This window comes from Winogradskyella sp. Asnod2-B02-A (genome assembly GCF_045063645.1).
Lineage (GTDB): Bacteria > Bacteroidota > Bacteroidia > Flavobacteriales > Flavobacteriaceae > Winogradskyella.
Map to the genome: position 1 here is coordinate 296586 of NZ_JBEFOG010000026.1, position 21958 is coordinate 318543.

Sequence of the window (21958 nt, forward strand, 5' to 3'; positions counted from 1 at the left end):
ATTATGAAAACATTTATTAAAATATACGTCATACCTGCAATGTTTTTGGCAGCACTTTCAACACAGGTTTCAGCACAAGTGACAAGAAGAAATTCAAAAGAAAAAACCGTAAAAACAACGACTACTAAAAGAACAGTGGCAAACAATGGTAATACGAGAAGAGTCTCTAGTACAAAGGTTACCTACAAAAAACCAACAAGGAAGGTAGTATCTGTAAGATCTTTGCCTAAAAGAACAGTGATAAACCATAAAGGTCAAAATTATTACTATGCGAATAACAAGTTTTATACACAATCTAGAGGACGTTATATCGTCATTGCACCAAAAGTTGGCTTTAGAATAAAAGTATTACCTCCAAATTATAAGAGAATACGATTTAATACGCATAACTATTACAATGTAAATGGTACATTTTATATTCAAATTAATAACGAATATGAAGTGGTTGATCCAGAAATAGGAACTGTAGTGTATGAACTTCCAGAAGATTATGAAAAAGTGACCATAGACGGACAAACCTATTACGAATACGCCAACGTGCTTTATGAGAAAGTACAAGTAGATGGTACAAGAGCTTATGAAGTGATAGGTATTATTGATATGGAATAAAAAAAGATATAAAGATAGATTAGTTTGGTTGATTAGTTGAAAAGAGGATGGTTAGTAAAATAACTGCCCTCTTTTTTTTGTTTCACCTTTTTATGATGCTTTTTACTGTGTTTATTTTTGTAGTAAAAATGTAAGCACTATATTTAGAAAGTTGAAAAATAGCTTGTTAACCGCAACTCAAAAACTAGGAAATACGATATGGAAAGTGATGTCAATCAGATAGGAAAAGATAATATTATTCAAAAGCAACTGCGTTTTCAAGACCTACTGATTAGTATTTCTACCACGTATATTAATGCCGATTTATCAGATGTAGATCAGCTCATTAAAACTTCATTAAAGCAAATTGGAGAATTTGTAGAGGCAGATAGAAGTTATATTTTTTCTTATGATTTTGTAAACAATACCACCTCAAACACCTATGAGTGGTGTGCAGAAGGCGTAGAGCCCGAAATTGAAAACTTGCAAAATATTCCTATAGATTATATACCGCAATGGTTAAAAGCACATCGAAATGGTGAAGCCTTTTACGTAGAAGACGTGAGTTTGTTACCATATGATGGAGAACAAGGTTTGCGTGCCGTTTTAGAACCGCAAGGCATTAAAAGTTTAATTGCTATTCCAAAAATTAAGAATAACGAATTAATAGGATTTGTAGGTTTCGACTCAGTTAAAAAAATAAACAGCTACAACGATAATGAGCAAGACATTCTATTTGTGTACGCTAACATGTTGGTAAATGTCATTCAACGAAAAGAAAACGAAGAACGTATAAAAGCACAAGAAGCTAAAAAAGAAGAATTGCTTCAAAACTTATCCAAACAAAATCAAGAATTAAATGAGTATGCACATGTGGTTTCTCACGATTTAAAAGCTCCACTCATTAACATTCATACCTTAGTTGGCTGGTTTATGGATGATCATAAGGATACCTTAGATGACCAAGCGATGAAACCATTGCATCAAGTGCTGTTTAACGTTGAGAAAATGGATTATTTAATTAAAGGTATTTTAGATTATTCTACGATAGATAAATTAGAATCCGAAGCCACTTTAATTAATTTTAATACCATATTAGATGAGGTGCTGCAAACGCAGTTAATTCCTAGCCATGTAAAAATTACCATTCAAGATCAATTACCAAGTATTTCTGGAAATGCTTGGAGGTTTAAGCAAGTGTTTCAAAATCTTATTCAAAACGCCATCAAGTATAGTGATAAGGACCAAAGTATTATTGATGTTGGCTATACTGAAAAACCAGACCATTACGAGTTTTTTGTAAAGGACAATGGTGTGGGTATCAATCCTAATTATTTCGATAAAATATTCAAAATATTTACCAAATTAGAAAGTACAGGATCGTCATCAGGTGTCGGTTTGTCTATCGTTAAAAAAATCATCACTTATTATAATGGTGCTATTTGGGTAGAAAGCGAGGAAGGTGTTGGGACTACGTTCTTTTTCACACTATCAAAAGATGAAGACATAACAAGTGTCTAACCATAATAACGTAGTAAACTAAAAACAGATTAATTCCAGAAGAATTTATTTAGGTGCTCAATAGATCTACTTTAGGATAACGAAGGTACGTTTACCAGCCAGAATGTATTACCAAAATACTAGAACTTAGTAAAAAAATAGCCATACAGCAATGGGAACGATGCTATTTCCTTGATGCTATAAACGACTTATAATAAAGGGACTTTTTTGATCAGTTACTGTCGTCAAGTAAATCATGCTGTTAACAAAGGTTTAATAGGTGAAAATGATATCATAATTTAGGAAAATATTAATGTATATCCCTTAGAATTATCCATAACTTTATAGCGTTTAAATAGAGAACTACAAACCGATAAAGATTATGAATATTGTAACCCTAACCATAAATCCTGCCTTAGATAAAAGCGCAAAAATTGATCACCTAGTACCAGAGCAAAAACTAAAATGCAAAGCTATCGAATTTCAGGCTGGTGGTGGAGGAGTGAATATCTCACGAGTACTTCATACCTTAGGTGTAAAAAACAATTGCTTGTTTACCTGTGGAGGTGATACAGGCAAAACTTTAAAGGGGTTATTAGAAGATGAAAAATTAGAGATTACACCAATTACTGTTGAAGCTTGGACGCGCGAAAATTTAGCTGTTGTAGATACTAAAACCGATTTACAATACCGATTCGGAATGCCAGGACAAGGTTTAAGCGATACTGAAATTAAAAGTCTTAAATCATCTATAAATAAGCTGGTTACGGATAATTCAATGTTTATAATGAGTGGTAGTATTCCTGAATCAATGTCTTCAGATTTTTACATTGAATTAATAGACAGTCTAAATGCTAAAAATGTAAAACTTATTGTAGATACTTCTGGTGAAGCTTTAAAAGCAAGCCTTAAAAAACCAGTGTTTTTAATGAAACCAAATCAAGGTGAATTGGCACAACTAGCTGGTAAAGATTTTCTGACCAAAACAGAGCAAGAAGCCTTTGCTATGGAATTAATCAACAATAAACATGCAGAATATGTCGTGGTATCATTAGGCGCACGTGGTGCGTTTTTAGCATCAGCAAGTGGTATCTTTTATCAAAATACACCATCTGTAAAAGTAAAGAGTACTATTGGAGCTGGTGACAGTATGGTCGCAGGATTAGTGTATGCCATTGCGCAAGGTATGTCTTCTCAAGATATTTTAAAATGGGGAGTGGTTTGTGGTGTAGCAACTACCATGACAGGTGGTACTAATTTAGCGTCTAAAGAGAATATACAAATAGTTTCAGATTTATTAGACTAAAAATTAAACTTAGGTAATTTTTTAGTAACGGTAACGACAAAAGAATCACTTACAGTTATGAAAGCAAAACAGACTAAATACTCCATTTTAGATCTAGCGTTAGTGTCGCAAGGTCAAACATTGCAACAAACCTTTGCAAATGTGTTGCAATTAGGACAGCAAGCTGAAAAATTTGGTTATACGCGTTACTGGTTAGCAGAGCACCACAACGCCTCTAATATAGGGAGTAGTGCCACGTCTATACTTATTGGGTATGCAGCACAAGGCACTAAAACAATTCGTGTGGGTGCTGGTGGTATTATGTTACCCAACCACTCGCCATTAATCATTGCAGAACAGTTTGGAACTCTAGCGGCTTTATATCCTCATCGTATTGATTTAGGTCTAGGTCGCGCTCCTGGTACTGATAGAGAAACAGCACAAGCTATTCGGACTGATTTTATGCAAGCAGCGCAACAGTTTCCTAAAGAACTAGAAAAAATACAAACGTACTTTTCTATAGACAATGCGGATGCTATGGTGCGTGCTACTGTAGCAGAAGGTACAGACGTACCCATTTATATTTTAGGATCTAGTACAGATAGTGCACATTTAGCGGCAAAGAAAGGACTGCCTTATGCCTTTGCGAGTCATTTTGCAACAACACATTTATTCGAAGCTATAAAAATTTACCGTCAGGAATTTCAACCCTCAGAAGGTGTAAAAGCACCGTATGTTATGGCTGGTGTCAATATCATTATCGCGGAAACTGATGAAGAAGCACAACGCTTATCAACCTCTTTAATCCGAATGATTGTAGGCATATTTACTGGCAGACGTGCTAACGTGCAACCACCAACAGACATGACTGAGGACTTAAAGGATATTATGAGAAACCCACAAGTCCACCAAATGCTTAAGTATAGTTTCATCGGTAGTAAAGCGACTGTAAAAGCTCAAGTAAAAGAGTTTTTAGATCAAACCAATGCAGATGAACTTATTGCGGTAACGCATTTATATGATATCAACGACAGAATTCGATCTTATGAATTATTCGCAGAAATCATGGAAGAGTTAAGGTAAAATGGACTAAAAAAACGCTCAAAACAGCATAGAAGTTCCTAAAGACCTATTGAGAATCTTTGCTTTTACCTTTAAATTTGTAAATCAATCCAAAATTTATTCCGAATGAAGAATAGGGCACTTTTACTGCCAATTCTTTTGATGAATCTGTATTATCACTAGGCAAATCGTCAACATAATGTGTGGTTTTATTAGTGCCTTCTGGTAAGTTATCTAAAGAATAAAGGCCACTGACAGCAACCGTACCATCAGGTAAAACAACGTTGGTGTTAAACGCTGTAATCTCAGAATCTTTTCGTTTTAAACTAATGCCGTAATACTCAGCTTCTACAAAAACACTGAACGTGGCATTTAATTGATGTCTATAACCTATAGCAGCAACAAAGCCTAAGGGAAATTGTCCGTGATAATCTTCTATATAATCGGTTTCAGAATATGAGCCCAATGGTATGCCAAAAGCATCCGCTTCGGCTTGCGAGAAATTAGCTTTTTGATGTACAACAGCTTCTGTTTTTCCTCCTAATTTAACAAGAGCACCAATACGAGTATAAACATTTTTATTAAATCGATACACTAAAGAAGCTGAGGCTCCAAAGGCTCGTGCTCTAGCAATAGCATCAACCTCATAACCAGGTAATCGCACTTTAGAAACCGTTTGATCTGAGCCATGGAGATAACCAAGACTTAAATCAAATCCAAAGCGATCATTATAATAATAAGTGCCGCGTAATTGCGCATTAAAACCTTCTCCATAACTACCATAGTAGTTTTCTGTGCCGCTAGTTGTTTGTTTTTCACCCGTTTTCATTCCAGCACTCCCAATGGCATAACCACCACTTGTAGAAAGTTCAAATTGTGCATAAGATGTTGTACTTAGCAAAACGGAAGCAAGTACTATAAGAAATTGTTTCATAATTATATCTATTTATGAGAAAAATAAAGATTTGGTAGTAACATAATAATCTATATAAAGATACTGATTTTAAGTGTTTTAGGCTGTTAAGTTTAATATAATTATTGCGTGTTTTTTGCAAATAAATACAAGCATGTATAAGCTTCTAAATAGTTAACAATCAAAACTTAAATTCAGTATCATTTTTTTACAAGACTTTCTAAAGCATAAAACAAACGGTTTTTAGCATTGGCTTGAGAACCAAAAATAGAACGAAACAGCACTCCATCCTCAGAAATTAAAACCCATTGTGGTGTCCCTTCAGATTGAAATTGATCAAATACTTGATGATTCTTATCTATATAAATAGGAAACGGAATATCACCACTCGTAAAAATGCTTTTTATATTAGCCTTTGTACCTGTTCTACCCGGAAAATCCGCATGGATGCCTACAACTTGTATGATAGGAAAGGTCTGTTGAAGCTCATAAGCCAACGGAATAGCGCGACCTGTGCAACCTAAACAATCATTATTATAAATAATTAGCAACAGAATCTTGTGTTTATAGACTTGCATTAAATCTACAGAAACACCATCTAAATCTACAGCGTTTATGGAGGTAATAGGATTGGTCATGGTATAAAGAATAGGGGAATAGTGAAGGTAGTCGTTTTCTAAATACCTACAAACATTACATACTAATTACTTAATTTTCAGGAAAGATTTTATGATAAACCTCTCGACTAAGCGTGCAAATTTACTCTGATTATTTAGATATACCAACTTGTTATTCATCTACGTCAGTTTGAGTGTCTCGACTTTTTCGTTGGGATGTATCGAAATCCTTATAAACCATTAAAAACAAACTTTTCTAATGGGCACTCAGATGGTTCTGGCAGATTTGCAGGTTTTAGAGATAATGCGTATCGTTTGGCTTTGATTTTTGAGTTGGAGCGGTTGGCTAGGCTTGAGGCGTAGTTGTTTTGTTTGTTTCTTTATTCATTTTAGTGCACTATTTTCTATTTTATTAAATAGGTGTTTATGAATGCTACCGCATTTGCCTTGATACAAACTGCGAAGCACATCATGAGTACAATAGAATAAACACCCACGAATAAACGAACCAAAAAATCAAAACGATTTATAAGGAAATTGCAAGCACCACTCGCTAATACATTAGTAATTTAGGGTTTTTATTGTAGTCATAGTGCTAATACTTGATTGTGTAAATTAACTTTATTTTTAGCTCATTATTTCTGAAAATCGTTGCTTCCGATTGTATCGGAATGTGGTGGTGCTTGTTTGCTTAGTAGTTGTTTCTTTGAGTAGTCTTTTCTAACTTGGTGGTATAGTTTAATTCTCATCTTTTAGTCTTTGTAGGAATTTACTATAGCTGACCCGACGCATACCCGAAGGAGAGCCGGAGGAGAGCCGAAGGAACACCGAAGGAGCACCTATTGAACCTTATGTTCCATTTTGATGCCGTTTCTATAGGCGTTAATAATGGTTTTTGTTGATTTGCAGGTTTTAGAGCTAATGCGTATCGTTTGGCTTTGATTTTTGAGTTGAAGTGATGGGTAAGCGGGAAGAGTAGGTGAGCATAGGTCTTATTGCCTTAATCTTATCTAGGAATAAAATATACAAGAGTAATTTGTATAGAATATTTTTTAATAAACTAATAGTCAAAATATTTACGGTTTTTCCTCAAATAAATTCTTTTAAAAATTCCTATATTTGACTTCTCCCTATTATTAATAAATAAGTGTTACGATTTTAGCTGTCGTATTATTGCGAGTTAATGTTATTCTTTGCATTTTTGATTATATGAGTAAAAAAATAGATAATGTAATTGATGAAATAATAGATCAGTATGCATTTGCGGATACTTCTAAAAGACCTTGGATTATTGGTTTTAGTGGCGGTAAAGATTCAACCGTTTTATTAACTTTAGTTTGGAAAGCCCTTGAGAAAATTAGGACTATGCCAAATCCTTTTCAATTAAGTCGCCCTGTTTATGTGGTGTGTAATGATACCATGGTTGAAAATCCAATTATTGCTGAGTATGTTGATGAAGTTTTAGGTAAAATTGAAATTGCAGCTAGAGATCAGGATTTACCAATCTTTGTAAAGAAAACGACTCCTAAACTTGAAGAGACTTTTTGGATTAACGTAATAGGAAAAGGATATCCCGTACCAAATAATTCATTTAGATGGTGTACAGATAGATTAAAAATTAGACCTACTTCTAATTTTTTACACGAACAAATTGATGAAAAAGGTGAAGCTATAGTTCTTTTAGGAACGCGGTACGAAGAAAGTAAAAGAAGAGAAAAATCTATAAAAAAGCACGAAACAGAAGGGAAAAGGCTAGCAAAACATGCTACTGATATCAATACTTGGGTTTACGCACCAATTAAGGATTTAAAGCTAGAGGAAGTATGGTATATAATAAATGCTTTCAAATCTCCATGGCATTTTGATAATTCTATTCTTTTTAAGATTTATGCCGATGCCAGCGCAGATGATTATGAATGTCCAACAATTGTAACAGATAAAGAACACAGTTCATGTGGAAAAAGTAGATTTGGGTGTTGGACTTGTACTGTTGTTAAAAACGATAAATCAATGTCTTCATTAGTAAATAATGGGCAAGAATGGTTAAAACCTTTATTAGATTTTAGAGCTAAACTTGTAGAGGACCGAAATCTTCCTGAGAATCGTTCTGATAGAAGAAGAAATGGAATGTTAGCTGTAGATGATGAAGGGAATCCAAAGGGAACTTATTTAGCTTCTTATAAATATAAATTATTAAAAGAATTGCTTGAACTGCAAAAGCAAGTGCAACAACAACGACCTCATATTAATTTAATAAATAATCAAGAATTGATTGCCATCCAAGTGACATGGAATAGAGAAGATCTTTTTGATAGAAGAGTTGGAGATATTTATAGAGAAGTTTACGGTAAAGAACTAAGTACAAATAACCTCAAATCTTTAGATGACACTGAACGAAGAATACTTAAAGAGGTTTGTGGTGATGAAACTAATTATTATCATTTAATAGATAATTTAATTACATTACAAGAAACTAAGTCTTTAATGTTGTCTAAATATGGCTTGCACAACGACTTAGAGAAGCGTATTGAATCTTTTGTAAACCCAAAAAGCTAATGAAGATATCTCAAATAAATCTAACCAACTTTAGAATTTATAAAGGAGAGAATATCGTTTCTTTTTCTCCTTTTACAGAAAAAAATATAAATATAATTGCCGGAAAAAATGGTTATGGAAAAACTACATTTCTAACATCATTGATATGGGTTTTCTACGGAAAACTTATGGCGCAAGTAGAAGATAAATATAGAAGAGATATAAAGAGTTATGGAGGCTATGATAATTTTTTGCATTCTCTATTAAATAGAGATCTTCAAAGAGAATTTGATTCTGGATCAATTAAAGATGCTAGTTTTTCAATAGAAGTTACGCTTACAGATTTATTGATTCCTTCAATACCATGTAAAGAAGTACGCATAAAACGTTCATTTAATCTAGCCAGCAATAAAGAAGATTTAACTATTTTTATTGACGGAACAGAAAATGAATTAACTAAAGAGGTAGGTTATGAGGTCTTTATAAATGATTTCATATTGCCACGTGAAATTGCTAAATTTTTCTTCTTCGATGCAGAGAAAATAGTATCACTTGCAGAAGCTAAATCTAAAGATGAATTAAGAAGCTTAAGTAAAGCTTATTCAGAGGTTTTAGGTATTAAAAAATATGAAGACTTAAAAAAGAATCTCGAAACACTTTTAACTAAACTAAGAAGGGCAGGAGTATCTGGTATGGATAAGTCTAAGCTAGATACTTTGTTAATGCAGGAAAAAGAATATGAAGGTTTAATAGAATTAAATCTTGAAAAACAAATTGAATCTGACCGAGAAATAATAGCAAAGCGTAAAATAAGTGACGAACTACAAGAAAAGCTAATACGCGAAGGTAATTCTATTACTGTAGATGAGTTAAATGTTTTAAAAAGTAAACGAGATGAATTAATCAAAGAATCTTCTGAAATAAAATCTAGATTTAGTAATTTAATGGAGTTTGCACCATTAATTATTGCAGGTAAAAAATTATCAGATTTAAGAAATCAATTATTAAATGAACAAACACAAATAGAGACTATTATTGATTCAAAAATTATTAAAAAAGAAATTGAAACCTTTTCTAGAAAAGTGCTTAAAAAACTAAAAGAGAATCAACTATCAACATCAGATATTGCTAGTATAGAAAAGATACTAAATAATACTATAAAGGATAGTAATACTAATGAAAACAAGATAGTCAAATCCGTTGATGTTCTACTAGACTTTAACAAAAACCAGTATTTAGCTTTTGAGGCCGTTTATGCAAATATTAAAGGAAATTATGTAAATCAATTAAATGCTATTGTTCAAGAGGAAAAAAACAACAGGGTAGTTTTATCAAAAACTAACCAAAAAATAAAACAGGCAGAAGCTAGAAAGGGTAATGAAATAGTAAAAAAATATAGAGAGGAAAAGATATTGATTAACAATAGAATATCTATTCTTGCTGAAGAAAAAAACTCACTATTAGAAGAAATTGGTGAATTAAAAAATAAATTAAAGATTACAAGAAAAGAATCTTCAGAATATGAAAAGAGGTTCAAACTTATTGAAACTGACAGGAAAAAATATGATGTAACAGAGAACTTACTTTTAAAAATAAGTACTCTAATATCTAGAATTAAAGAAGAAAAGAAGTTCGCGTTGCAAAAGGCACTTAAATTAGGTTTGAATAAGTTAATGCATAAGAATGATTTCGTTAATAATGTAAAAGTTAATATTGATGGAGACATTATGGATATTGACCTACTAGATACTAAAAACAATTTAATAAACAAAGACTCTTTATCCAAAGGTGAACAGCAATTATATGCTACAGCATTATTAAAAGCCTTGGTTGATGAATCAGGGATTCAATTTCCTGTTTTTATTGATAGCCCATTACAGAAATTTGATAAAAACCATTCGCAAAATATGATACAAGAATTTTATCCAGATATTTCTAATCAAGTAGTATTATTGCCTTTGTTAGAAAAAGAATTAACTGAAGAAGAATATATGATGCTTAAATCTAATATAAATAAAACTTTTATGATTGAAAGTCATAAAGACCGTTCTACAATTAAACGAAAAGATTTAATGGAAGTATTTAATAAAGCAAAAGAAAATGTTTACTCAAATTAGAACAAGTACAGCAAATAGGGAAGTAGTATCACAGCTTACCAGAAGATTAAATTTAGGCAAAGAAAATACAATAGCGCGTATAGCATATACCTACTCTTTATCTAAAAATAGAAAGTTAGACTTAACAACAATAGAAGATTTCGGTGGCAAAGAGTATTCTAAATCAGTGTTATTCGGCGATAATTTTGATATATACATAGGTTTATTATGTATTAATTATGGGTTATATAAGACTGATAAGGATATTCCTAAATTAATTAAAATGCATATTGATAATGGATTAGAATTAATAAACAATGAAATAAAAGACAACGTAAGTATAGATGGTTTTGATTTTTTAATAAATAAAATTACGTTTGGTTTAACCTTAATGACTACCGATAAAAAATAGTATAAATGCAGCAATTATTTAATTTTAAATCACTTAAAACCAATTATTTTTGGGTAGCAGTTATTCTTATTGGTACTGCAGGTATATGGTTACCAATAATATTATCTCTTGGACTAGGCGAGGAAGTGAAAATTCAAGAAATCCCTATTAATCTTACCACTTTCTATATTTCAATTTATTTTGCAGGTTGTGTAGATTCTATTTTTAAAAATATTGACTTTCTAGACAATAAGTATGAACTAAAATCCAAACTTTTTACTATTGTTATATTAATTTTACTTTCAATATTGTTAATCGTTACCACAATATGGCTTAAAATTAAATCACACTTTACAATCCCTTTAATATTGTCTCTTATAGGCGCATTTATTGGTTTGCGATTATGGTGGAACAACAATAAAGATAATCCAACATTTAGTGAAATAATCAGAACAGAAAGTAATGAAACACACGGAGATGGCTGGTAAATTAAAATATATAGATGCTATTCCAGTAAGGCAGAATAAACAAGATTTTTTAATTGGTGTTTATTCAATTGATAATATTTTTAAATTCACAAAATATACTAAAAGGCTAATAGTGGGTTATGATGAACAGGAAGAGCCTATTTATAATAAGCAAATTCAAAGAAATATTGAAAATTCACGAGTTCAAAAAATCGCTGATTTTTTAATTAACGATCCTGATGCTACTTTTCCAACTAATATTGTTTTGCATATACCTGCGGAAGTTATAAAAGAATATGTTGTTGATAATGATAGAGTAAAAGTGTTTTTAGATAGTAAGGTTCAAGATGAAATTGAAAAAGTTAATGGTGATGTGTTTATTTCAATCATTGATGGACAACACAGAATAAGAGGTATCGAAGTGGCTATTGAAAGGTTGAAATTAGACATTGATTCCTTATTAAAAACACTTCAGAAAGGTGGAGATAAAACCCTTAGAGAAAAGCTAGAGTATTACAAGGGAAGATTAAGTGATTTACTTAAAATCGAATTAGTTGTTACCTTTTTTATTGATAAAACATTGGAATATCAAGCAATGATTTTTTCAACTATAAATAGAACTCAAAAACGTGTTTCTCAGAGTTTAGTATATAGTCTTTTCGGACTAGATACTGATGATACTCCGCAAAAGACAGCATTAGAAATAGTTTTAAGGTTAAATGGACATAATAACTCACCTTTTTATAAAAGGATTAAATTATATGGTGGTTCTTATGATAAAAATTATACTCCCCCTTTATCTCAGGCAGCAATGGTTAAATCAATTGTTAGCTTAATATCAGAAAATTTACGTGAATCAGAAAATGATAGATACAAAAAACGGAAAGAATTACTAACACGTAGTGTAGGTTCACAAAAACCATTACCTTTTAGAAAATATTATGCTAAGGATGATGACGCAATAATATCGGATATATTATTTTACTTTTTTCATGAGGTAAAAGAAACATTTAGTACTGATGATTATTCTTTATGGGAATTTGAAGAAAATAATATTCCGTCAAATATTCTTCATACAACACTTGGATACCAAGCTTTGTTAAAAATCTTGGTAGAAATTCTCAGTAAAGAAATAAATTTGCCTGATTTAGATTATAAAGAATCCAAGAAATTTTTTTATAATAAATATTTAATAAAAATAAAAAATATTGATGTAACTGACACTAATAAATATTCTTTCAATCAAAGAGGTAAAAAATACTTTGAATTAGAAATGAGTTTGTCTATATGGCCTCAACTAAATAGTGATGATAAAAGAGTTATTGCCTTGCAAAAATTAAAAAGTGGGCTTTAACATATAATACGAAGTTCAAATGTTTATCCTGGCCTCATAAAATTTTGGCTAAAACGATAGTTGAGTGCAGTGTCCATGTTTTAAGGTTCTAGTAATTTCACCCCAAACCACTAAAACTATTAAAAGCATTCTATTAATTTCGCACTTTACAAACATCGCCTAAATTTAGAAGCTTGCTAGAAAAAAGACCACAAGTACCCCAAGAACAGATTACGGACACAGATTACTTTATTTATTGCTTAGAAGGGGTTGATGATGTAGATGCCAACACGGTAACTGAAGCACAACACAACTTAGCGCAATTGGCTCTAAACTATGGCATAGCAAGTATCTATAAAACGTGCGACACCATTGAAGGATTAGAAGATAGCTTAAACGTACTGGTATTAGATGATCATTATTTTAAGGATTATGAAATCATCTATTTGGTGATTAGGGGAGAAGCCAATAATATATGTTTAAATGACTACTACTATAGTTTACAAGAAATTGCAGAACTTTTTGAAGGCCGATTAGACGGAAAGATTTTACATTTTTCAAATGCCAAACTTCTAGATTTAGACGAAGAAGAGGCACAATACTTTTTAGATATTACGGGAGCCAAAGCGATTTCTGGCTATGGCCATGCCTATAATGGCATAGCGAGCACAAAACTAGATGAAGCCTTCTTTAATTTATTTAAAGAAGATGATGATATGTTAGCGGTTGTAGAAGAGTTGCACCAAAGACATTATAACGCCTGTAAATTATTGGATTTTAGATTGTATTATTAAACGCAGTGTCTTATAAAGCACCACTACTAACTAAACCACCTGCAGCTAACACTCATCCAAGCCCTCTATACCATTTGTAGGTTGCCATATTTCCAAACTATTTTTAACATCTCAATTATTGGCAGCCTAAATTTCCGTTTTACTATTTTTCCTACTTCTTAATTAACGGAATCGTAAATTGAATATTGATATTAGTTTCTAATTCATATTTGTTGTACTTTGTTAGGATACAATGCCTAATCATTCGTTACCGCTATATTTTATGAACAAAAGTCGTCTTTAAGCGAACAAAGCCGATTTAAAAAACTAACTGATACTTGAACCGCTTATGCCAAAACTAGATTTATCCGCTTATGACACTAAAGGTTTTTACGACGAAATGTATGATGAAAACAACAACGTAAGACCTAATTACAAATTATTTGCAGAACGCCTTCAAAAATTAAGTCAGAAGAAGTTAAACACACTGCAACATGCCACAGATAGAGCGCAGCTTTCTTTAGGTATGACCTTTAATGTTTATAATGACAACCAAGGAGTAGAGCGGATTCTTCATTTAGATATTATACCCAGAATTATTGGTAGTAACGAATGGACAGAACTCGAAAAAGGCTTACAACAACGTATTAAAGCGCTGAACTTATTTATTCAAGACATTTATAACGACCAAAAGGTATTGAAGGATAAAATTATTCCGAAAGAAATGATTTTTTCTAGTGCATCGTACTTAAAGGAGTTAGAAGGTTTTAAGCCACCAAAGGATATTTGGTGTCATATTACGGGTTCCGATTTAATAAAAGGTGGTGATGGTCAGTATTATGTGCTTGAGGATAATTTAAGATGCCCTTCTGGTGTATCATATATGCTAGAAAATAGAGAGATTTTAAAACGTACATTTCCTGAGTTATTTGAACAACTCGATGTAAAACCCGTGTATAATTACACGCATACCTTAAGAGATACCTTAGAATCTTTAGTAGATATAGACAAACCAACGGTTGTGGTGATGACGCCTGGTATGTATAATTCGGCTTATTTTGAACACTCATATTTGGCACAACAAATGGGAGCCGAGTTGGTAGAAGGTCGTGATTTAGTGGTGAAAGATGATATCGTTTACATGATTACCACGAACGGTTTAAAACGTATTGATGTCATTTACCGTAGAGTTGATGATGATTTTATAGATCCAGAAGTTTTTAATAAAAAGTCTTTACTGGGCACTCCAGGATTGTTTAGAGCTTACCTTAAAGGCAATGTGGTTTTAGTGAATGCACCAGGCACTGGTGTTGTAGATGATAAAGCTGTATATGCATACATTCCGCGCATTATAAAATACTATTTGGGTGAGGATATGATTTTACCCAATGTACAAACTTATATCTGTGATGAAGAAAGTGATCGCAAATATGTGATTGAAAATATTCATAATTTGGTGGTGAAGCAAACCGATGCTTCAGGAGGTTATGGAATGCTCATTGGTCCTAAATCCACTAAAAAAGAGCAAGAAGAATTTATTGCAAAGATTAAAGCGAAGCCAAGAAACTACATTGCACAGCCTATGATTAATTTGTCTCGCGTACCCACCATTGCCGATAATACTATAGAAGGTCGCCATGTAGATTTAAGACCCTATGCTTTGTATGGAGATGAAGGCATTAAAATTATTCCAGGCGCATTAACACGTGTGGCTTTAGAAAAAGGCTCTATTGTGGTGAACTCATCACAAGGAGGAGGCAGTAAAGATACTTGGGTTTTAAACAGTTAAAAAGAAAATTATGTTAGGCAGAGTCGCAAATACTATATATTGGATGAACAGATATCTTGAACGTGCTGAGAATTATGCACGTTTTATGGATGTAAATTATAACTTATCATTAGAATTACCACCTAATGAAGTAGAGCAGTGGCAACCGTTGGTGCTTATTACAGGTGATTGGAAATTGTATGAATCGCTATATCCTAAAGTTGAAAAAAGCAAGGTGATCTATTTCTTAACCTTTGATAAAGAGAACCCGAATTCTATTTTCAATTGTATTTTAAATTCTAGAGAAAATGCACGCGCTGTAAGAGCTGAAATCACTAAAGAAGTTTGGGAGCAAATCAATGCCCTTTATTATTTAGTTAAAAATGCAGCAGCAAAAAAGAATCAAACCGATAAAGAATTAAGACGCTTTTTTACAGAGATAAAAAATGGCTGTCAGTTGGTGTATGGTATGTATTATGCCACCATATCTCGTAATGATGGCTGGCACTTTGGTAAATTAGGGCAATTGATAGAACGTGCAGATAAAACATCGCGTGTATTAGATGCTAAATACCATTTGTTATTAAAATCACCAAAATTAGTAGGGTCTTCATTAGATTTAATTCAATGGGCAGCGCTTTTAAAATCGGTGAGTGCTTATGATATGTACCGTAAAAAATACGGAAAACTCACCGCTTCAGGTATTGCTGAATTCTTGATTCTAGATACTGAATTTCCACGATCTATATTAGCATGTTTATTGAGTGCAGAACGTTGTTTGGTGACCTTATCTGGTAGTTCTGTTGGTTTTAGTAATATGGCTCAAAAGAAATTGGGAGTTCTAAAATCACAATTAGAATATGTAGATATTAATGATATTATTGCTGAAGGTATGCATGAGTATTTAGATGATATACAAGGTAAGTTGAATGACATTTCTTCGGCTATTTATAATTCGTTCTTTTCTATAGAACCTTATGTTCAGAATCAGTCACAGAGTCAAATCCAATAATTTTTTTTTAGGCTGAGTAGTTGGTAATTAATATATTAATAGAATTATCTTAATAAACACTTTAACTTTTTTTTAGTGTGACTGTATTTTAATTATTGTTTATAAAAGCTCAAAATGACATTCAAAATAATACATCAAACCCATTATAATTTTGATTCAGACGTTTTTCTAGAACCTCATTATTTGCGATTTCGACCACAGCAATCGGCTTATCTTAATGTTAAAGAAGTTTCAATTACTGTGTCACCACAACCAAAAGGACATAAGGTGATTCAAGATGAAGAGCAAAATATTATAGACTTCTGTTGGTTTGAAGGCATGACGGATGAACTGAAAATCACATCTACAACGCTACTAGAAACCAAAGCCTTTAATCCCTTTGAGTTTTTGGTATATCCACAAAAATTTAATCAACTGCCGTTTCATTATGAAGACCTTCATAAAAAACTATTGTTTTCAACTTTAGAAGGACAATTTATTTCACAAGACTTATTGGATTATGGCAATGCCATTCTTAAGATGTCTAATTTTAATACCATTCCTTATTTAACTTTGCTGACTAAGCAACTCCACGAGGATTTTAAGGTAGAATACAGAGCGGTTGGTTCGCCTTTAGCACCAGATGAAACGTTTCATTTAAAAAGAGGGTCTTGTCGCGATTTGTCTTGGATGCAAATTCATTTGTTACGACAACAAGGTATTGCAGCACGCTTTGTCAGTGGTTACTATTATTTTGAAATGACACCACCTGAATACGAATTGCACGCTTGGGTAGAAGTCTTCTTACCAGGATCTGGTTGGGTAGGTTTAGACCCAAGTCATGGTATTTTATCAGGAAACACCCATTTTCCCTTAGCCTCTAGTGCATATTCTGTGCAAACGATGCCAGTATCAGGAGGTATTAGAGGCAGTGCGTCTTCCCAATTAATAACCCATTTATCCATTGAAACATTATAACCAAGGATTGCCATTATAGAAGTGATACAGTTCATAAAATTTTGAAATTGAGTCATAAAAATGCCGTTCTTTGCAGTATCTTATAATTGATACAACTCATGAAAATATTTCAATGCGGTCATTGTAATGCTTCTGTATTTTTTGAAAACTACAGCTGTGATAACTGTGGCCATTTAACAGGTTACAGAGCATTAGATCATAAAATGCTTACGTTTTCACCAGATATCGCTGCGCTTATTTCAGATAGAGAACATGATGAATATAAATACTGCAAGAATAATACGTATAAGGTTTGTAATTGGGTGTTAGAAAAGGATGATCCTGAAGATTATTGTAGTGCATGCCAACTCAATAGAACCATACCTAATCTTTCTATAACCGATTCTGATAATTTTGAGAATTGGCAACATCTTGAAGTCGCCAAGCATCGCTTAGTGTATCAATTACAGAAAATAGGTTTGCCTTTAGCGAGTAAACTTAAACATGACCATGGCTTGTGTTTTGATTTTGTAGAAAAATTAAACAATCCAAAATTAATGACTGGTCATGCTGATGGAGTCATCACGATACTAATTAGAGAAGGTAATTCTGTTTTGAGAGAACAAGCTCGAAAGGAGATGATAGAACCTTATAGAACATTGGTAGGACACTTAAGACATGAAGTAGGGCATTATTTTTGGAATGTATTAGTACGAGATGATGCGAAAGTTTTAGCTGAATACAGAGCTATTTTTGGTGATGAAAGTCAGGATTATTCTAAAGCGCTGCAACGCTATTATAAAGAAGGTGCGCCAAAAGATTGGCAAAAATCATTTATTAGTGCGTATGCGACCTCACATTCTTGGGAAGATTGGGCAGAAACTTGGGCGCATTATTTACATATTATGGATATGGTAGAAACGGCTTATTTTTTTCGTTTAAATGTAAGACCGAAATTTAAATCTAAAGCCTTAAAAACAAAAGTCTCTTTTGATCCTTATTCGAAAGCTAATTTTGATGTTATTTTGAGAAAGTGTGTGCCTTTATCCTTAGCTGTTAATAGTATTAATAGAGCCATGGGTATTCCAGATGTTTATCCCTTTGTCATTTCGCCACCCATTATTGAAAAATTGAAATTTATTCATCGGTTACTGCTGTTTAAGCGCAACTAATTTAAATCAATACTAAAAAGGATTATTGTTGTTGCGATTGACTCTGCATTTGATTAAGGTCTGAAACAGCTGGTCTTAAATCTACAGAAACTTCCATAGTATTTTTACCCATACTATAGATCACGCCTTTTAAAGGCGGTACATCATAATAATCTCTACCATGAGCTACAACAATATGTTGGTTTTTGGGAATTTGGTTGTTTGTAGGATCAAAATCTACCCAACCGTATGTTGGAATGTAAACGGAAAACCATGCGTGGGAAGCATCGGTTCCTATGAGTTTCTCTTTGCCTTCAGGTGGTAAAGTTTCAATATACCCACTCACATATTTTGCAGGTAAACCCATTGAACGCACACAGGCGATGGCTATTTGTGCAAAATCTTGACAAACCCCTTTTTTGGCGGACATTACGTCCTTTAGAGGTGTTGCTATGTTAGTAAAACCAGGGACAAAATCAAAATCGGTATAAATGCGTTGCATCAGCTCGTAAGTCGCTTCATAAAATGAACGTTCGGGCTTAAAGGATAGCACTGCGTAAGCTTCAATTTCTTCACTGTTATTAGAAATTAAAGGCGATGGCATTACAAATTGTCTGGCATCAATAGTCTCCGCATCTGTTGCCTTTAAATGTGCTCTTGTGTCTTCTATGGTGACTTTTTTCGCTTCAGAAAACAGACTTTCATTATACTGTTCATCATAATCTCTAGCCACTTTACTACGAGCAATAACCACTAATTCTTTATGATGTTGCTGTATTGAAAAGCGGGTTACAGCGTTTCCAAAATAATCTAAGCGCTCAGAAATATCCGTTGGTGTTGGCGAAATCTCTAGACGATATTCCAAAAGCGTTTGTCCTGGAAAACTTTTAGGCTTTAATGTGGTTAAATTATGACAAAACGAAGCTCCATGTTCGTAAGTGTATTTTGTTTTGTGCCAAAGATCAAAAATCATATTACGTGGTGATGTTTCGGTTAACCAACTGTTTTTGTGGTTGCGAATGATTAAAATAAGTATCTGATATAGACAATGATGTGGTGTGTAATAAATCGCTTAAATCTGATAGTACAGTATCCATGTTTTCGCGCATATTAGATTTTGGATTTACTTCTAATAATTCTTCGACATCAAAACTTTCAATTTTAGACAACGCCACATTGATGTTTTCTTGGCAAACGGTGAGTTCTGTGTTCTCATTTTTAGTCGGTAATTTATCAATATCCTTCTTTAATCGTTGTATTTGATACGTTAGTGACCTCGAATATTCTTTATCTAAAATGATTAAATTCACCACGTTTTCTATACTTAAATACGAATTGTAACTGTATCTGTATATGTTTAAACTCTCATGGCTATTTAATAAGGATTCTAAAATTTCGTATTCTAATTCTTCATCATAATTTACAATCAATAACGCTCTGAATTTTTCAATATTCATGGCGCTTATTTCTAACTGCAAGCCAATAAAGTAGAGTAGTAGCCCTTGTCTTACTAGAATACTCTCTTCCGTAAGTGCCATAAAAGCAATAAGTCTGGTAATAATTTTATCGAAGAAATTAGTCAGCGTAAATACCGAATAGCTGTCTTCTTGCTGTAGCTTTTTTATATGTTTTTGAATGCCATCAAACACACGCCACATGTCTCTAGACCATAAATTTCTTAAGGAATAATAAGAGGTGTTGAAGCTTTGCATGGACTGAGCAAAACTTCCTATTTTAGTTTCATCTAAAATAATGGATTTAATTTCTTTAAGTGGATGTAATAATACATCTTCATCCTCAGCCATAAACCCAGGAAATGTAGAGGTAATTTTGGTAATGGACTGAAACAATATTTTTAAGCTCTCGGATTCCGATTTCCTATCGTTGTATTCCGCATGTGTCATTTGGCTTAATACCATTCTTAAATATCTAGCTGTTACTAAGGTTCTGCCAATATATCTGCCTGACCAAAATAAATTTTCTGCTGTATTACTCGGTACATCATTAATGTCTCTAGATGTGCTAGAATTGGTTTTGTTCCAAGAATAATTTTGTAAATGCGGTTGTGGAGCATCATTAACCACCCAAAAATCTTTACTGGTGCCACCACGTTGGTTAGAAACAAATAACTCTTTACTGTCTGGTGCCACTCTAACCAAACCACCAGGCATAACGCTATAGCTGTTTTCTTTAGCAATAGCGAACGTTCTGCAAGAAATTTTACGTGGTTCTAATTTGTTTTTCGTGAAATTTGGTGCTGTAGAAAAGGATATCTTTTCTTGTGCTACAAATTTAAAGGGGTATTCTAAAATCTCTTTTTTCAGTGCTTTTAATGCTTTTTTATCTAAGAATTCGCAAAAATAAATATGTTCCCTTTCTGATCTGTCAATGCGTTTTACCACATAAGCACTTAAATCTGCTAACACATGTTTTCTTTCTTTTTCTTGGCCACACCACCAAGATGCTATTTGCGGCAGGATTAAGTCTTCGTTTAAAAAATACTTACATATATTTTCCATAAACGGAATCAAAGCAGGATTTTCTAAAACACCACTTCCAATAGGATTTATAACCGTTACATTCTGTAAACGCACGGCTTCTAATAAACCAGCAACGCCTAAATAGGAATCTTCTCTTAATTCTAAAGGATCCATAAACGTATCATCAATACGTCTTAAAATAACATCAACTTGTTTAAGTCCTTTTAAGGATTTTAACCAAACTTTGCCATGTCTTACCACCAAATCGTTTCCTTTTACTAACGGATAGCCTAAAAAGGAAGATAGATAAGCATGTTCAAAATACGTTTCATTATGAGGACCTGGTGTTAAAATAACAACCATTGGGCTTTCTACTTTAGTTGCTGCCGAATTTAATAACAACGCATTAAAATCATTAAAGAAATTAGACGGTTGTGAGACGTTGATATTTGTAAATAACTCAGGACTTATTTTACTTGTAGAAAATCTATTTTCTAGAGCGTAACCCATACCAGAAGGTGCTTGTGTACGGTCGTTTACCACCCACATTCGTCCATCTGGTCCTCGTGCTAAATCTGCTGCATAAACTGAAAGTTGTTTTGAATTTTTATATTGTATTTGATCGCAAGCACGTAAAAAACCACTATGCGCATAGATTACTTCTGGGGGAATAATGCCATTTTTAAGCAGTTCTCTTTTTCCATAGATATCTTTTAAAACAAGATTTAAAATTTCTGCACGCTGCTGAATCCCTTTTTCAATGGTAAGCCATTCCTTTTGATGAATAATAAACGGAACCACATTTAAATCCCATGGTCTATTTAAGCCTTTTGGGTCGTTATATACATTATACGTAACGCCATTTTCTGCTAAAAGCCAGTTGATCTCTGTTTGTTTTAACGCGAGATGTTTTGGCCCAATTTTCAATAAGTTTTTAGACAATACTTTCCAATTGTCTTTAATACTCATTTTAGATGTCAGCAACTCATCATAACTAGGTGATGCTGAAAAATAATTTTCAAATAATGTCTTTGTTAGGGTCTTCATATAA

The 21958-nt window shown here is 32.8% G+C and carries 18 protein-coding genes; 14 read left to right on the forward strand and 4 right to left on the reverse strand.

Features of this window, described 5'->3' with window-relative positions:
• Positions 1-3: 3 nt before the first annotated feature.
• The 4 genes from ACJJVO_RS04825 to ACJJVO_RS04840 all read left to right on the forward strand — a co-directional run bounded on the left by ACJJVO_RS04825 (position 4) and on the right by ACJJVO_RS04840 (position 4456).
• A complete protein-coding gene (locus ACJJVO_RS04825) occupies positions 4-609 on the forward strand; it encodes a DUF6515 family protein (RefSeq protein WP_405571122.1) in 606 nt (201 codons plus the stop codon).
• A 198-nt stretch (positions 610-807) separates the two neighbouring features.
• On the forward strand, positions 808-2109 hold the full coding sequence (locus tag ACJJVO_RS04830; protein WP_405571124.1) for an ATP-binding protein: 1302 nt from the start codon (positions 808-810) through the stop codon (positions 2107-2109).
• A gap of 361 nt (positions 2110-2470) precedes the next feature.
• Positions 2471-3394 (forward strand): 1-phosphofructokinase family hexose kinase, encoded by a 924-nt coding sequence (locus ACJJVO_RS04835; protein ID WP_405571126.1) that lies wholly within the window; start codon positions 2471-2473, stop codon positions 3392-3394.
• Between the two features lie 57 nt (positions 3395-3451).
• On the forward strand, positions 3452-4456 hold the full coding sequence (locus tag ACJJVO_RS04840) for an LLM class flavin-dependent oxidoreductase (RefSeq protein ID WP_405571128.1): 1005 nt from the start codon (positions 3452-3454) through the stop codon (positions 4454-4456).
• A gap of 46 nt (positions 4457-4502) precedes the next feature.
• Here the strand turns inward: ACJJVO_RS04840 and ACJJVO_RS04845 are convergent, their stop codons facing one another.
• Complete coding sequence (locus ACJJVO_RS04845) at positions 4503-5369, reverse strand: outer membrane beta-barrel protein (protein WP_405571131.1); 867 nt, start codon at positions 5367-5369, stop codon at positions 4503-4505.
• A gap of 179 nt (positions 5370-5548) precedes the next feature.
• Positions 5549-5986: a TlpA family protein disulfide reductase gene (locus tag ACJJVO_RS04850; RefSeq protein WP_405571133.1), complete on the reverse strand. Its 438-nt coding sequence runs from the start codon at positions 5984-5986 to the stop codon at positions 5549-5551.
• Positions 5987-7174: 1188 nt separating this feature from the next.
• On the opposite strand from ACJJVO_RS04850, the gene dndC reads away from it, so the two are divergent.
• The 10 genes from dndC to ACJJVO_RS04900 all read left to right on the forward strand — a co-directional run bounded on the left by dndC (position 7175) and on the right by ACJJVO_RS04900 (position 18448).
• Entirely contained in the window at positions 7175-8521 is a 1347-nt protein-coding gene (gene dndC, locus ACJJVO_RS04855; RefSeq protein WP_405571135.1) for a DNA phosphorothioation system sulfurtransferase DndC, read from the forward strand.
• Positions 8521-10617 (forward strand): DNA sulfur modification protein DndD, encoded by a 2097-nt coding sequence (gene dndD, locus ACJJVO_RS04860; RefSeq protein WP_405571138.1) that lies wholly within the window; start codon positions 8521-8523, stop codon positions 10615-10617. The genes dndC and dndD overlap by 1 nt, the downstream gene beginning before the upstream one ends.
• Positions 10601-11008, forward strand: coding sequence for a DndE family protein (locus ACJJVO_RS04865; protein WP_405571140.1), 408 nt, complete (start codon positions 10601-10603; stop codon positions 11006-11008). Before dndD ends, ACJJVO_RS04865 begins: the two co-directional genes overlap by 17 nt.
• Before the next feature lie 5 nt (positions 11009-11013).
• Positions 11014-11475: a hypothetical protein gene (locus ACJJVO_RS04870; protein ID WP_405571143.1), complete on the forward strand. Its 462-nt coding sequence runs from the start codon at positions 11014-11016 to the stop codon at positions 11473-11475.
• Positions 11465-12808, forward strand: a complete 1344-nt coding sequence (locus ACJJVO_RS04875) for a DGQHR domain-containing protein (protein WP_405571145.1) — start codon at positions 11465-11467, stop codon at positions 12806-12808. Before ACJJVO_RS04870 ends, ACJJVO_RS04875 begins: the two co-directional genes overlap by 11 nt.
• Positions 12809-12981: 173 nt before the next feature.
• Positions 12982-13581, forward strand: a complete 600-nt coding sequence (locus ACJJVO_RS04880; protein WP_405571148.1) for a DUF6642 family protein — start codon at positions 12982-12984, stop codon at positions 13579-13581.
• 328 nt (positions 13582-13909) lie between these two features.
• Positions 13910-15349 carry a circularly permuted type 2 ATP-grasp protein gene (locus ACJJVO_RS04885; RefSeq protein WP_405571150.1) on the forward strand — a complete coding sequence of 480 codons (1440 nt, stop codon included), beginning with the start codon at positions 13910-13912 and terminating at the stop codon, positions 15347-15349.
• Positions 15350-15359: 10 nt separating this feature from the next.
• Positions 15360-16340: an alpha-E domain-containing protein gene (locus ACJJVO_RS04890; RefSeq protein ID WP_405571153.1), complete on the forward strand. Its 981-nt coding sequence runs from the start codon at positions 15360-15362 to the stop codon at positions 16338-16340.
• Positions 16341-16454: 114 nt separating this feature from the next.
• Positions 16455-17297 (forward strand): transglutaminase N-terminal domain-containing protein, encoded by an 843-nt coding sequence (locus ACJJVO_RS04895; RefSeq protein ID WP_405571155.1) that lies wholly within the window; start codon positions 16455-16457, stop codon positions 17295-17297.
• Positions 17298-17395: 98 nt separating this feature from the next.
• Positions 17396-18448, forward strand: coding sequence for a putative zinc-binding metallopeptidase (locus ACJJVO_RS04900; protein ID WP_405571157.1), 1053 nt, complete (start codon positions 17396-17398; stop codon positions 18446-18448).
• A gap of 22 nt (positions 18449-18470) precedes the next feature.
• Here the strand turns inward: ACJJVO_RS04900 and ACJJVO_RS04905 are convergent, their stop codons facing one another.
• Together ACJJVO_RS04905 and ACJJVO_RS04910 are read right to left on the reverse strand one after the other, a co-directional pair.
• Positions 18471-19400 carry a transglutaminase N-terminal domain-containing protein gene (locus tag ACJJVO_RS04905; protein WP_405571159.1) on the reverse strand — a complete coding sequence of 310 codons (930 nt, stop codon included), beginning with the start codon at positions 19398-19400 and terminating at the stop codon, positions 18471-18473.
• Position 19401: 1 nt separating this feature from the next.
• Positions 19402-21954: a circularly permuted type 2 ATP-grasp protein gene (locus ACJJVO_RS04910; protein ID WP_405571161.1), complete on the reverse strand. Its 2553-nt coding sequence runs from the start codon at positions 21952-21954 to the stop codon at positions 19402-19404.
• Positions 21955-21958 lie beyond the last annotated feature (4 nt).